Origin of the sequence: Dietzia sp. DQ11-38-2, from assembly GCF_014145055.1 — a bacterium.
Taxonomy (GTDB): Bacteria; Actinomycetota; Actinomycetes; order Mycobacteriales; family Mycobacteriaceae; genus Dietzia.
On sequence record NZ_JAALDW010000129.1, the window covers coordinates 7,548 to 19,878 of the forward strand.

Below are 12,331 nucleotides of genomic sequence, written 5' to 3' on the forward strand. Positions count from 1 at the left end.
CGATTCGGGTCGATCTGTCCGCGCAGCCTCCGCATCGCCTCGGTGGAGAGCATCCGGTCACCGGCACGGGCGGCAAGCTGCTCGGCCGTGAGGTCCGCGGGACTGGGAGCGTGCACGGTGGACGGAGGCCTCACCCCGTTCTCACGGGCGATGTGGTTGAGCCGCGCGGCCTCGGAGACCGCGGCCTCGGCACGGTTCTCCACGGACTCCACCAGTTCGCGGAAGGCGACCGCGCGCTCCACGACCTCCGCCCAGACCTCGTCGATCGCGGCGCCCATCCCGGTCAGGAGGGTGAACCCGTCCCGAGCGGTGGTGAATCCCGGTGTCGACGCCGTCTCGCGGAGGCGGCAGAGATCTCCGGCGAGCCCCACCAGCTCGGTCTCCGCATCGAACTGCAGGCGGATCTCCTCGACGGACCGGCCCCCGCGCACGTAGGCGCGGATCAGCCGGTCGTACAGCCCGCCGACCTCGAGGAGCAGTGCCGTGTACATCTCGGGCAGGCGCCGGCTGTCGGCGCGGATCCGCGGGAGCGACGGCAGCGAATCCACCACCGCCTGGACGCGGTGGGGCAGGACGACCCGGCCCATCTCGCGCTGACCGTAGGCCGCTGCGGCGGTCCCCAGCTCGACCATGGTCCGGGGCACCATCGGCACCGGCGCCATCGTCGGGGTGGAGGCGAGGGCGTCGAAGAGCCGGCCCCGGTCCTCCGGGTCCAGATGAACGCCGCGCTTACGGTCCGCGCGGATGTCCTTGATCCGATAGGCGAAGACTCCGGCGCCGCGGGTGAACCCGGTGCGCAGGCCGACGTACTTCCGATCGAGTTCGGCCAGCCGCGTGCGCAACGCCATCCTCAGGACCGACGGCAACGGAGTTCCCAGCTGACGTCTGAGGTCGTGACGCTGCTCCTCGATCACCCGCAGCTGGTGGAAACCGCCGATCGTGGGAAAGGGCAGGTTGCGGTGCAGACGCGCCAGCACGATCCCCGCGATCCGGGGGTCGACGAGTCCACAGGCGATCAGGAGGGCGGCCCGATCGGAGAGCTCGCCCCGGCTCGTGGAGGCTTTGCCCGTGCACAGCTCATCGACGCGGCGGACCAGGCGGGCACGGGCGTCCTCGCCGTCACCGTCCTGATCGCGACTGGTCATACTCGAGCACCTCTCCCCGGCTCCGGCGGTCTCCGCCGTTGGACATCATGGTTCCATGATGCCCGCTCCGCCGAGCGCCCGCCTCCAGTGCTACTCGGGCGTGACCCGCACGACCATCTTCCCGGTGTTGGCCCCGCGCATCATGTCGAGGAACGCGTGGACCGTGTTCTCGATGCCGTCGACCACCGTCTCGTCGTAGGCGATCTCTCCGTCGGCGAACCAGGCCGTCATCCGGTCGGTGAACTCGGCGCGCAGGTCGAGGTGGCGGCCGAGGGTGAAGCCCGTGAGGGTCAGTCCCCTGGTGATGATGGTGGCCATGTTGTCCGGGCCGGGTGTCCTGCCCTCGACGTTGTAGCTCGCTATCGCCCCGCACATCGCGATTCGCCCGCCGTCGTTCATCACGTCGAGCGCCGCCTGGAGGTGGTCACCACCGACGTTGTCGAAGTAGACGTCGACGCCCTCCGGAACCAGTTCGCCGAGCTGCTCACGCACCGGCGCCTCCTTGTAGTTCAGCGCGGCGTCGAAGCCGTACTTCTCGGTGAGCAGCCGCACCTTCTCGGGCGATCCCGCGGATCCGATGACGCGACCGGCACCCAGGAGTCGCGCGATCTGCCCCGCCGCGGTGCCGACCGCGCCGGCGGCGCCGGAGATGAAGACCGTGTCCCCCGGCTCCAGGCGGGCGATCGCGGTGAGTCCCACGTAACCGGTCAGTCCCGTCATGCCGAGGATGCCGAGGTACAGCGAAAGTGGGGCTCCCTCCAGCTCGGGCACGACGGTGAAGGTCGAGGCGTCGGCCTGGACGACGTCCGACCACCCGTGCTGGTGGAGCACCACGCTACCCACGGGGACGGCAGCGTCGGCGGAGGCGGTGACGCGGCCGACCGCGCCGCCGGTGATGGTCGCACCCACGGCGTACGGGGCGGTGTAGCTACGCGCATCGTTCATCCGGCCCCGCATGTAGGGGTCGACGGAGACGTAGAGGTTCGAGACCCGGACCTCCCCCGGCCCGACCGGTCCGTAGGTGACGGTGGCGGTGCGGAAGTCCTCGTGCGTCGGCCACCCCGTGGGGCGCGCGGCGAGCTGGATCTGGGTGCTGGTTGCGGTGTCGGTGTCGGCGTGGCTGACGTTGGTCATGGTTCGGCTTTCTGGTGAGAACGCGTGCGTGTTGCGGGACCGCGGCGGCGCGGGCCGCTACACCGCGAGCGAGAGGGCCAGGGCGAGGACCGAGACCAGCGGGAGCAGCCCCTGCTTGAGGGCGGCCCCCCGCTTGTCGGGAGCGGAAAAGAACAGGACGAGCGCCGCCGCGGCCATGGAACCGGCGCCGGCGATCAGCAACGCGGCCCCCACGGGCACGACGCCGGCCAGGACGAACCCGATTCCGGCCACCGTGACGATGGCGAGGAAAAGGTTGTAGAACCCCTGGTTGAAGGCCATCTGCTGGGTAGCCCTCGCCTCCTTGAGGCTCGTTCCGAAGACCCGCCGGGCGCGCGCGCTCGTCCACATCAGCGATTCCAGCGCAAAGATGACGACGTGCACCAGCGCCGCGAGGGCGGCGAGAACAAGGGAGAAGATGAGCATGATGTGACCTCGTCGGATCGATGGGGTGGTGCCGTGTAGCGGCATATTCTGAACTGATCGTTTCACTATATACTGGACTGAGCATTTCACAAAAGGAGGCCGACCATGGCTCGCACGCAGGGTTTCGACACCGCCGCCGCCGTTCGCTCCGCGCGCGAGGTGTTCTGGGAATCGGGGTACGAGGATGCGGCGATCCCTGCTCTCGAGCGCGCCACCGGGCTGAACCGCTCCAGCATCTACAACGCCTTCGGCAGCAAGCGCGGCCTCTTCGACGCGGCGGTCGAGAGTTATCTCGACGAGGTGGTCCGCCCGATGCTCCGGCCGTTCGCCGCGACCCCTGTCGCGCCCGACGCGATCGTCGTCTACCTCGGCAGACTGCGGAGCACGTTCCTCGACTCCGATTCCCCGGCGTTCGCCCACGGGTGCCTTCTCATCAACTCGGCGACCTCGCCGATCGCGCGGGACGCGGCCGTGCGCGAGGTCGTGGCCGCGTATCGCGAGGAACTCCGTGCCGCAATCGGCCGCGGTGTCCTCGCTCACCGCCCCACGCACGAGGCGGAAGCCAGCGCCCGGCTCGCCGACGCCTGCACCGCGATGATCGTCGCGGCGTTCGCGCTCGCCCGCGTCGACACCGTGGCGGCGCTGCAGTGCATCGACACAGCTCGACGCCTCCTCGACGACCACGCCTGATTCCGGCGCACCAGGCTTACACGAGGGCCTGATTCCGGCGCACCTGGCCAACACGAGGACCGTCAGGTGGTGCGACACCCCCTACGGGTGGCCGCGGGGCGCCATACCCCCGCGAGGGGCGCGGCGGCGGACGTACCGTCAACCGATGGGGACTGATCAGTCATCACGCAGCGATCTCCGCGCGCTGGAACCCGAGCTGTGGCCGGAGTATCTGTCGGCCCGGTCCGGGCTCCCGGGACCTCGCGCCAACCTCTCGTTACTCACCGTCGCCGCCGGAATGGCGGGCGAGCGCGCCATCGAGGCGATGCTGGCCGACGGCGGCGAGTATCCCGCGATGTGTGCCGCCGCGGCCCTCGCGGCGAGAGCCGACTCCGCGGAATGCGAGGACCGTGCCCGGGCACTGGCGACAGATGACCGGTGGCGGGTTCGCGAGGGGGTGGCCATCGGTCTGCAACTCCTCGGTGACGACACGCTCGAGGTGCTGATCGAGCTGGTCCGGCGGTGGGCCGAGGATCCCGAGTCCTATGTCCAGCGCGTCGCCGTGGTGGCCATCTGCGAACCCCGCCTCCTGCGCACCGCCCCGGCGGCGGCCGTCGCCATCGAGGTGTGCCGACGCTGCACGGACCGCCTCATGGCGCTGCCGCCGACGCAGCGCAAAGACCCCGCGGCCCGCAACCTCCGCCAGGCGCTGGGGTACTGCTGGAGCGTCGCCGTGGCCGCGGATCCCGAGCCCGGGCTGAGGGTCTTTCGCGAGCTACCGACCGACGACCCCGACGTCCAGTGGATCGTCACACAGAATACGCGCAAGAAGCGACTGTCCGCGCTGCTGTGACGACCGCCCTCTCCCCCGGGGCCGGAGCCGTGGGCAGGGGCCGGGGCCAGGAGCCAGGAGCCAGGGGCCGACCCTCATCTCACTCGTCGCCGCGAAGCGGCACCCCCACGTCCCCGCCCGACTCCTCGGTGATCCGGCGGCCCATCTGCACGAACGTCGGCTCGGTGAGGAAACCCCCGGCGAAGAGCGCCTGCCCCTGGGCGAACGACGCCGAGCGCCGGATCTGTTCCTCGCCGGCGAACCCGAACACCTCCGCGAGCTCCTTCAGGTCCCTGGGCGAATTGACCCTCATGAGGCCGAGGTTGTCGCACTGGGAGAGCACGTTGGGGTGGATCTTGTTGGGGCGCTGCGTGGAGAGCAACAACCACAAGCCGAACTTGCGCCCCTCGGCGGCGATCTGGACCAGTTGCCGGGTGAGGGCACGCTCGACGTCGGTCTGAGGGTCGGGTGGACAGATGTTGTGCGCCTCGTCGATCACGATGAGGATCGGCTTCCGGTCCTCGCGCCGCGTCCACAGGTGTTCCAGGACCGCCAGTGCCGCGACCTTGGATTCCGCCGGGTGAGTGAAGCCCCCGAGGTCCATCACCGTGGCGCGCGGTCGTTGGTCGATCACGTCGACAACCGAACCGGCGCCCCTGGACCACAGGTCCCACTCGAGCACCTGGAGGTTCTCCATCCGGTAGGACAGCCGCACCTCCCCCGGGTCGGACGACTGCCGGAACGCCGTGAGCGCGCCCGCCGAGTCGAAGCTCTCGGCACGGACCTCCGCCCGCAACAATACGTTGTACTCCTCCGCATCCGCGATCGGATCGAGGTGGAGCAGCGCGGCCTTGGACGCCGGGGTCAGGTCGACATAGCGGGCGTGCAGCCGATCCGCGGGACTGTTACCCGTGCCCTCCCCCGAACCCGCAGGCGAGTCGCCCGATGAGCGCAGCACCCGGATGTCGAGCTCCGCGAGCCGGGCCGCCTCCGCCGCGTCGGCATCCTCGCGGGCCTCGGGCAGCCTGACGAAGTCGGCGTTCGGGTCGAGGATGACCATCGGGAGCTCGGTGTGCAGCAGCAACTGCTCCAGGACCACGCCCAGCGCGTAGGTCTTCCCGCTACCGCTCTGCCCGCACCAGAACGTGTGGCGGTTGAAGCGACGGGCGTCGAGGGTCACGGACGCCCCCGGAACATCGATGTCTGTACCGATCACGAGCCCGGTCATTCTGTCTCCATTCGATTGATTGCCCAGCGTAACCCACGGATCAGGCGCCACTCGGGGGACTTCGGAGATCCGACAGCGTGGGATCCAACGGTCCGACGCCCCCCATCCACGCCCGGTGGTGAGGCACCGTAGGTCTTCCGTGGGGCCGGCCGGGTGGGAATGATGGGACTCTGGCCGCCGCGGCCGTCGCGCCCGCGGACCCACGAAAGGTCACCCCATGAGTTCCACGCCCCATGTCGACGACCCCGCGGCTCCAGCCGACCCCCGCCGGTTCACCGCATGGCCCCTCTGGGCGGTGCTCGCCGGTGCCGCGGGGCTGGTAGGGACCGTCGCGACAGACCTCCGGCCCGACGCCGAAGTGGAGGCGATCAACCGCGGCGAGAGCCACGCCGTCGTCCCGGCCGACGTGGTGGGCCTCGATCCCGCGATCGGCCGCGTCGGATTCCTCGCGGGCCTGCTCGCCGTCTTCGCCCTGATGGTCTTCGCCGCAGCCTGGCGCCGACACGTCGAGACCCTCTTCACCCGCTCCACGGCCGCCCGGGTCGTGAGCATCGGCCTGATCGCGTCCGCGGGAGCGCTCATCCTGGGGTACGGGTGGCGAGGTGCGCTGGCCAACTACCTCGGCCCGGAGGCGGGCGCGTACGGCGAGGAGGGACTGTTCGTCTACTACATGCTGACCGACTTCGGGGCGTACATCCCGTGGACCGGGCTCATCGCCTCCGCGCTCGCGCTGGCCTGGATGGCGTGGGTGGAGCGGGACGTCTCCCGCATCCTCGGGACGGTCGCGGCGATCCTCGGTGTGGGCACGCTCGGCGCCGTCGTGGTGTCCGGCGTCCCCGGACTGCCCGGGATCCTCATGCCGTTCTGGCTCGTCGTCACCGGGGTCTGGCTCGCCGTGGGCCGCAGCCGTGTCGCGCACCCGTCGGAGCACGGCGCCTAGGAGCGATATCGGAGCGGAACGACCGTGGGCGCACACGACCCAGGGGCGGTCTCCCGAGTGGGAAACCGCCCCTGGAATCGTCGTACGAGCGTCGGGCTGACAGGATTCGAACCTGCGACCCCTTGACCCCCAGTCAAGTGCGCTACCAAGCTGCGCCACAGCCCGCCCGCCACCGCTCTCGCGGCGACTGGATCAGACTAGCGCACGCCTGTCGGAGCACTCCAATCGCCTGGTCACTTGCGCTGTCGGCGCTCCTTGACGCGCACGTTCACGCGGACCGGAGAGCCGTCGAAACCGAAGGTCTCGCGTAGGCGACGCTCGAGGAACCGCCGGTAGCCGGCCTCGAGGAACCCGGTGGAGAAGAACACGAACGTGGGCGGCCGGGTGGTGGCCTGCGTGCAGAACCGGATGCGCGGCAGCTTCCCGCCGCGCATCGGCGGCGGGGTCGCGGCCACGACCTCGCTCATCCACGTGTTGAGCGGACCCGTGGGGATCCGCTTGTCCCAGGAGTCGAGTGCGCCCTCCATCGCCGGCACCAACTTGGCCAGGGCTCGGCCCGTGGTGGCCGAGATGTTCACCCGGTAGGCCCAGGTGAGGATCTTGGACAGCTCCCGGTCGATCTCCTTGTCCAGGTCGTACCGGCGGTCCTCGTCCACCAGGTCCCATTTGTTGAAGGCGATCACGAGCGCCCGGCCGGCGTCGGCGACCATGGAGATCACCCGCAGGTCCTGCTCGGTGATCGGTTCGGAGGCGTCCAGCAGCAGCACCACGACCTCGGCGGCCTCGATGGCCCCCCGCGTCCGCAGCGAGGCGTAGTACTCGTGCCCGTAGGCCTGGTTGACCTTGCGTCGTAGGCCGGCGGTGTCGACGAAGCGCCACATCTTGCCGCCCAGCTCGACGAGCGAGTCCACGGGATCGACGGTGGTGCCGGCGACGTTGTCGACCACCGACCTCTCCTCGCCGGTGAGCTTGTTGAGCAGGCTCGACTTGCCGACGTTGGGCTTGCCGACCAGCGCCACACGCCGCGGCACGTCGGTGGTCTCCCGCATCCGGGCCTTGGACGGGAGTTGGCGCAGGATCTCGTCGAGCAGGTCGGCGGTGCCCCGGCCGTGCGCGGCGGAGATGGCATAGGGCTGGTCGAGGCCCAGCCCCCAGAATTCGGCCGCCTGGAGCTCCGCCTTCTCGCTGTCCACCTTGTTGACCGCCAGGATCACCGGGGTGTTCGAGCGGCGCAGGCTCTTGGCCACCGTCTCGTCCGCGGAGGTGATGCCCACGGTCCCGTCGCACACCAGGACGATGAGGTCGGCGGTGCCCATCGCGATCTCGGCCTGCTGCGCGATGGAGCGGTGCATGCCCTTGGCGTCCTGCTCCCACCCACCGGTGTCCTGGACCATGAAGGTGCGGCCGTTCCACAGGGCCTCATAGGAGACGCGGTCGCGGGTCACCCCGGGGACGTCTTCCACGACGGCCTCGCGGCGGCCGATGATCCGGTTGACCAGCGTGGACTTGCCCACGTTGGGGCGCCCCACGATGGCGACGGTGGGCAGGATCTCCACTCCGTCGAGCTCGGCGCCGATCTCGTCGGCCCACTCCTCGGCGACGGCGTCCCAGTCCGTGTCGTCGTTCCACCCTTCCTCGACGGTCTCCTCGGCCGGACCGGTGGGCAGGTCGAACTCCTCGTTGCTGGTCATCGTGTGTTCCCTTCTGCGGCGTCGCCGTGCGACGCGTCGGTGCCCTCCGCGAGTGCGACCAACCGGTCGAGCACCTCGTCGAGGGTCAGGTCTGAGGTGTCGAGGACGATCGCATCGTCCGCGGGACGGAGCGGGCTCGCGGCGCGGGTGGAGTCCTTGCGGTCACGCTCGATCACCGCCGCCAGCACCTCGTCGTAGTCGGCGTCACGTCCCGCGGCGCGGTCCTGTTCCGTCCTGCGTCGGGCCCGGATCTCCGGGCTCGCGGTGAGATACACCTTGACCTCGGCGTCGGGGAGCACCACCGTGCCGATGTCGCGGCCCTCGAGGACGACGGTGCCGCCCCCGGACGCCAGGCGCCGCTGCAGGCCGACCAGATTGGCCCGGACCTCGGGGACGGCGGAGACCGCCGAGACCCCCGCGGTGACCCGGGCGGTGCGGATCTCGTCACTCACGTCCTCCCCGGCGAGCAGGATGCGTTCGGATCCCGCGTCCGTGCCGATCTCCATCGGCAGATCGGCGGACGCGGCGATCACCGCCGCGGCATCCTCCGGGTCGATCCCGGCACGCAGCACCTGGAGCGTGGCCACCCGGTACATCGCACCGGTGTCGAGGTAGGCCCCGCCGAGCCGTTCGGCGAGCAGGCGGGCGAGGGTGGACTTTCCGGTGCCCGCGGGTCCGTCGATCGCGATCCGGCGCCGGCGGGCGCCGTCCGGCACGGTCGGACCTGCCGGCGCGCTCACAGGCCCACCGCCGAGTAGAGATCCGAGACCTCTCTGCGGCCCAGCTTGCGGAAGCTCCCCGCGCGCTGGTCCCCCAGCGCGACGGCGCCGAAACGGGTCCGCACCAGCGACTCGACCGGGTGGCCGACCTCGCTCAGCAGACGCCGGACGATGTGCTTGCGACCCTCGTGCAGCACGACCTTGACCAGCGACCGCCCCTCGTGGACGTCGAGCACCGAGAACTGGTCGACCTTGGCGGGACCGTCCTCGAGTTCGACCCCCTCGCGCAGAGTCCTGCCGACACCCTTGCCGACGACCCCCGTCACGGTGGCCATGTACGTCTTGGACACCTCGTACGACGGGTGCATCAGCCGGTGCGCGAGTTCGCCGTCGTTCGTCACCAACAGCAACCCCTCGGTGTCGGCGTCCAGGCGACCCACGTGGAAGAGCCGCTGCCCGGCATCCACGCGGTCGGCGACCAGGTCGCCCACGCAGGGCCGGCCCATGTCGTCGGACATCGTGGTGTGGTACCCGCGGGGCTTGTTGAGGGCCAGGTAGACGAGGTCGTCGTCGAGGACGATCCGGGTGCCGTCGACCCTGATCACGGCCGTGGCGGGATCGACCTTCACGCCCATCTCGCGCACGATCTTCCCGTTGACCTCCACGCGCCCACGGGCGATGAGGTCCTCTGAGGCCCTGCGGGAGGCGATCCCGGCCTGGGCCAGGATCTTCTGGAGTCGTACCGGTGAGCCGTCTCGGCCAGCGGACTCAGTCATGAGTAAGTCACATCTCTTCGTTCTGGTGGTCATGGGCTGGGTCGGGCGCAGCGGTTCTGCGCCGCCCCAGAGGTATCCGCGGGTCCTCCGCGGGGTCGTCGCTCATCTCGTCGACCAGGTCCACGTCCGGCAGCAACGGGGCGATGTCCGGGAGCTCGTCGAGCGACGTCAACCCCAATCTTTCCAGAAAGAGCTCCGTGGTCCTATACAGGAGGCCCCCCGTGTCCGGGTCGGTGCCGCATTCCACGGTCAGGCCGCGGGCCACGAGGGTCCGCATGACCCCGTCCACGTTGACCCCACGGACCGCCGCCACGCGTGACCGGGTGACGGGCTGCCGGTAGGCGATCACCGCCAACGTCTCGAGTGCCGCCCGCGTGAGGGTGGACCGGGTGCCGTCGGTGAGCAGCCGCTCCACATACGGGGCGAACTCACGACGGGTGTAGAGACGCCATCCCTCCTCGGTGCGCCTCAGGTCGATCCCACTGCCGCGGGCGGTGAGGTCATCCCGCCAACCGCGCAGCTCCGCCGCCACCTGTGCAGGCGTCGAGTCCGCCGCGGCAGCGAGCGCCCCCTCGGCGGTCGGCTGGTCCACGACCAGCAGAAGCGCCTCGAGTCGGGCGCGTAGCGGCGGTGACGCGTCGTCGTCGAGCCCGTTCTCGTCGTCCGTCACATCCATTCGTCCCTCCCGCGTGTCACCTCGGCGGCCTCCTCACCCGTCCAACTCACAGACAGGTCACCGAGCGCCTCGTCCTGGGCGAGCGCGACCGCGCGGGCCCTGTACAACTCCAACAGCGCGAGGAACCTGGCGACGACGACGAGGGAGTCGCCGCACCCGGAGACCAGGTCCCGGAAGTCCACCCACTGGCCCCGTCCCCGGAATCTCAGCAGCTCCAGGACACGCGCGGCCTGCTCGGGGACGGAGACGGTCGGGGTGTGGACGTGGGCGACCCCCACCTCCTCCACGGGACGGGGGCGGAACGCCACGGCGGCGATGGTGGCGAACTGCTCCACATCCACCCCCAGCTCCACCTCGGGCAACACGTCCAGGAACTCGTCGTCGGGGCCGGCCGTCCGCGGATGGGAGTGACGGGCGGTCCTGTCCAGCTCCGCGAACAGCTCGGCCACCTGGCGGAACGCCCGGAACTGCAGGAGCCGCGCGAAGAGCAGGTCCCGGGCCTGGAGCAGCGCCAGATCCTCCGGGTCCTGGACCTCGCCGGACGGCACGAGCCGCGCCGTCTTGAGGTCGAGCAGGGTGGCCGCCACCACGAGGAACTCGGTGACCTCCTCGAGGCCCGCCTCGCGGCCCAGCTCGCGGGCGTGCGCGATGAACTCGTCGGTCACCATGTGGAGGGCGACCTCGGTCACGTCGAGGCGGCGCGAGTCGATGAGCCCCAGGAGAAGGTCGAACGGGCCGGTGAAGTTGGTGAGGTGGACGGTGAACGCGCGCGTTTCCTCGGCCTCGGCGACACCGCCCCCAGGCGGGTCCCCGGGCGTGTCCCCGACGCCGCTCACCGGACCGGTCACCGGAGCGCTCATCTACCGCGCTGGATGACCTCGCGAGCCAGCGCCCGGTAGGCCTGCGCTCCCGCGGATCTGGGCGCCCACGTGGTGATGGGTTCGCCGGCGACGGTGGTCTCCGGGAACCGGACCGTCCGGGTGACGAGCGTGTCGAAGACCTTGTCACCGAACACCTCGACCACCCGGCCGAGGACATCGCGGGCGTGGACCGTCCTCCGGTCGAACATGGTGATGAGGATGCCGGACAGGTGCAGACGCGGGTTGATCCGGTCGCGGACCTTCTCGATGGTGTCCGTCAACAGTGCGAGCCCGCGCAGCGAGAAGTACTCACACTCCATGGGGATCAGCACCCCGTCCGAGCAGGCCAGCGCGTTGACGGTGAGCAGGCCCAACGACGGCTGGCAGTCGATCAGCACATAGTCGTACCTGTCGAGCACCGGGTACAGCGCGCGGCCCAGCGCCTGCTCCCGACCCACCTCGTTGACCAGTTGGATCTCCGCGGCGGACAGGTCGATGTTGGCGGGGATCAGGTCCACCCCCTCCACGCGGGTCCGGACCAGCACCTCCTCGGTCGACACGGTGGTGTCCACCAACAGGTTGTAGACCGTCAGCTCCAGCTGGTGGTGCGGGATGCCCAGACCCGCCGACAGCGCGCCCTGGGGGTCGAGGTCCACCACGAGGACCCTGCGGCCGTATTCCGCGAGCGAGGCGGCGAGGTTGATCGTGCTGGTGGTCTTGCCCACCCCGCCCTTCTGGTTGCACATCGAGAGCACCACCGCGGGACCGTGGGAGGTGAGCGGCTGGGGCTCCGGGATCGCCGAGAAACCCTCGCCGGCCGCCGGGTCGTCGGCGCCCAGGAGTTCCGCGCGGGAGAACAGTGCGGGATCCATCGTCCCAGAGTCCTGCGCCACCCGCGTCTCCTCTCGCTGCGTCGTCACCTGCGCCCAGGCCGGTCCCCGGTCACGTTACCGTGCCCGGGGGTGGCACTCGGCCCAGACCTCACGGAGCGTCTCGACGGTGACGAGGGTGTAGACCTGGGTCGTGGTGACCGAGGCGTGCCCCAACAGCTCCTGGACCACCCTGATGTCCGCCCCGCCGTCCAGCAGGTGGGTCGCGAAGGAGTGCCGGAACGAGTGCGGGGAGACCTCAGGCCCGGCTCCCGCCCTCTCCGCGGACGCCGAGACCACGTTCCACAGGGTCTGCCGGGTGATGCGCCCGCCGCGGGCGTTGAGGAA

At 70.3% G+C, this 12,331-nt stretch carries 13 protein-coding genes, 1 tRNA gene and 1 pseudogene; 3 read left to right on the top strand and 12 right to left on the bottom strand.

Features of this window, described 5'->3' with window-relative positions:
- The 3 genes from G6026_RS04980 to G6026_RS04990 all read right to left on the bottom strand — a co-directional run.
- The coding region (locus G6026_RS04980; protein WP_107756370.1) for a hypothetical protein at positions 1-1,145 on the bottom strand (1,145 nt) is incomplete at its 3' end.
- Between the two features lie 90 nt (positions 1,146-1,235).
- Positions 1,236-2,279, bottom strand: a complete 1,044-nt coding sequence (locus G6026_RS04985; RefSeq protein ID WP_107756369.1) for an NADP-dependent oxidoreductase — start codon at positions 2,277-2,279, stop codon at positions 1,236-1,238.
- 57 nt (positions 2,280-2,336) lie between these two features.
- A complete protein-coding gene (locus G6026_RS04990; RefSeq protein ID WP_107756368.1) occupies positions 2,337-2,723 on the bottom strand; it encodes a DUF1304 domain-containing protein in 387 nt (128 codons plus the stop codon).
- 105 nt (positions 2,724-2,828) lie between these two features.
- Here G6026_RS04990 and G6026_RS04995 point away from each other — a divergent pair, with 105 nt between their 5' ends.
- Together G6026_RS04995 and G6026_RS05000 are read left to right on the top strand one after the other, a co-directional pair.
- Positions 2,829-3,413 carry a TetR/AcrR family transcriptional regulator gene (locus tag G6026_RS04995; protein WP_182612403.1) on the top strand — a complete coding sequence of 195 codons (585 nt, stop codon included), beginning with the start codon at positions 2,829-2,831 and terminating at the stop codon, positions 3,411-3,413.
- A 145-nt stretch (positions 3,414-3,558) separates the two neighbouring features.
- The gene (locus G6026_RS05000) at positions 3,559-4,245 is read left to right on the top strand and encodes a HEAT repeat domain-containing protein (protein WP_182612404.1); all 687 of its coding nucleotides are present in this window, start codon (positions 3,559-3,561) and stop codon (positions 4,243-4,245) included.
- Between the two features lie 79 nt (positions 4,246-4,324).
- Here G6026_RS05000 and G6026_RS05005 read toward each other — a convergent pair whose 3' ends face one another.
- On the bottom strand, positions 4,325-5,452 hold the full coding sequence (locus tag G6026_RS05005) for an ATP-binding protein (RefSeq protein WP_182612405.1): 1,128 nt from the start codon (positions 5,450-5,452) through the stop codon (positions 4,325-4,327).
- A 217-nt stretch (positions 5,453-5,669) separates the two neighbouring features.
- On the opposite strand from G6026_RS05005, the gene G6026_RS05010 reads away from it, so the two are divergent.
- Positions 5,670-6,392, top strand: coding sequence for a hypothetical protein (locus G6026_RS05010; protein ID WP_194305495.1), 723 nt, complete (start codon positions 5,670-5,672; stop codon positions 6,390-6,392).
- Between the two features lie 91 nt (positions 6,393-6,483).
- Here G6026_RS05010 and G6026_RS05015 read toward each other — a convergent pair.
- The 8 genes and pseudogenes from G6026_RS05015 to G6026_RS05050 all read right to left on the bottom strand — a co-directional run.
- A tRNA-Pro gene (locus tag G6026_RS05015) sits at positions 6,484-6,557 on the bottom strand.
- Positions 6,558-6,625: 68 nt separating this feature from the next.
- The gene (der, locus tag G6026_RS05020) at positions 6,626-8,083 is read right to left on the bottom strand and encodes a ribosome biogenesis GTPase Der (RefSeq protein ID WP_182612406.1); all 1,458 of its coding nucleotides are present in this window, start codon (positions 8,081-8,083) and stop codon (positions 6,626-6,628) included.
- Positions 8,080-8,799: a (d)CMP kinase gene (cmk, locus tag G6026_RS05025; RefSeq protein ID WP_347238069.1), complete on the bottom strand. Its 720-nt coding sequence runs from the start codon at positions 8,797-8,799 to the stop codon at positions 8,080-8,082. Before cmk ends, der begins: the two co-directional genes overlap by 4 nt.
- A 20-nt stretch (positions 8,800-8,819) precedes the next feature.
- Positions 8,820-9,545: pseudogene (locus tag G6026_RS05030) on the bottom strand (pseudouridine synthase); the annotation flags it as partial.
- A 40-nt stretch (positions 9,546-9,585) separates the two neighbouring features.
- A complete protein-coding gene (gene scpB, locus G6026_RS05035) occupies positions 9,586-10,254 on the bottom strand; it encodes an SMC-Scp complex subunit ScpB (protein WP_107756362.1) in 669 nt (222 codons plus the stop codon).
- Positions 10,245-11,114 carry a segregation/condensation protein A gene (locus G6026_RS05040; RefSeq protein WP_194305494.1) on the bottom strand — a complete coding sequence of 290 codons (870 nt, stop codon included), beginning with the start codon at positions 11,112-11,114 and terminating at the stop codon, positions 10,245-10,247. The genes scpB and G6026_RS05040 overlap by 10 nt, the downstream gene beginning before the upstream one ends.
- Positions 11,111-11,986 carry a ParA family protein gene (locus G6026_RS05045; RefSeq protein ID WP_017837670.1) on the bottom strand — a complete coding sequence of 292 codons (876 nt, stop codon included), beginning with the start codon at positions 11,984-11,986 and terminating at the stop codon, positions 11,111-11,113. The genes G6026_RS05040 and G6026_RS05045 overlap by 4 nt, the downstream gene beginning before the upstream one ends.
- Before the next feature lie 75 nt (positions 11,987-12,061).
- On the bottom strand, positions 12,062-12,331 hold a 270-nt coding region (locus G6026_RS05050; RefSeq protein WP_182612407.1), incomplete at its 5' end, for a tyrosine-type recombinase/integrase.

Coding starts and splice junctions, on each gene's coding strand:
- G6026_RS04995 (WP_182612403.1), top strand. CDS start 2,829: ATGGCTCGCACGCAGGGTTTCGACACCGCCGCCGCCGTTCGCTCCGCG.
- G6026_RS05005 (WP_182612405.1), bottom strand. CDS start 5,452: ATGACCGGGCTCGTGATCGGTACAGACATCGATGTTCCGGGGGCGTCC.
- G6026_RS04985 (WP_107756369.1), bottom strand. CDS start 2,279: ATGACCAACGTCAGCCACGCCGACACCGACACCGCAACCAGCACCCAG.
- scpB (WP_107756362.1), bottom strand. CDS start 10,254: ATGGATGTGACGGACGACGAGAACGGGCTCGACGACGACGCGTCACCG.
- G6026_RS05010 (WP_194305495.1), top strand. CDS start 5,670: ATGAGTTCCACGCCCCATGTCGACGACCCCGCGGCTCCAGCCGACCCC.
- G6026_RS05045 (WP_017837670.1), bottom strand. CDS start 11,986: ATGGATCCCGCACTGTTCTCCCGCGCGGAACTCCTGGGCGCCGACGAC.
- G6026_RS05040 (WP_194305494.1), bottom strand. CDS start 11,114: ATGAGCGCTCCGGTGACCGGTCCGGTGAGCGGCGTCGGGGACACGCCC.
- der (WP_182612406.1), bottom strand. CDS start 8,083: ATGACCAGCAACGAGGAGTTCGACCTGCCCACCGGTCCGGCCGAGGAG.
- G6026_RS05000 (WP_182612404.1), top strand. CDS start 3,559: ATGGGGACTGATCAGTCATCACGCAGCGATCTCCGCGCGCTGGAACCC.
- G6026_RS04990 (WP_107756368.1), bottom strand. CDS start 2,723: ATGCTCATCTTCTCCCTTGTTCTCGCCGCCCTCGCGGCGCTGGTGCAC.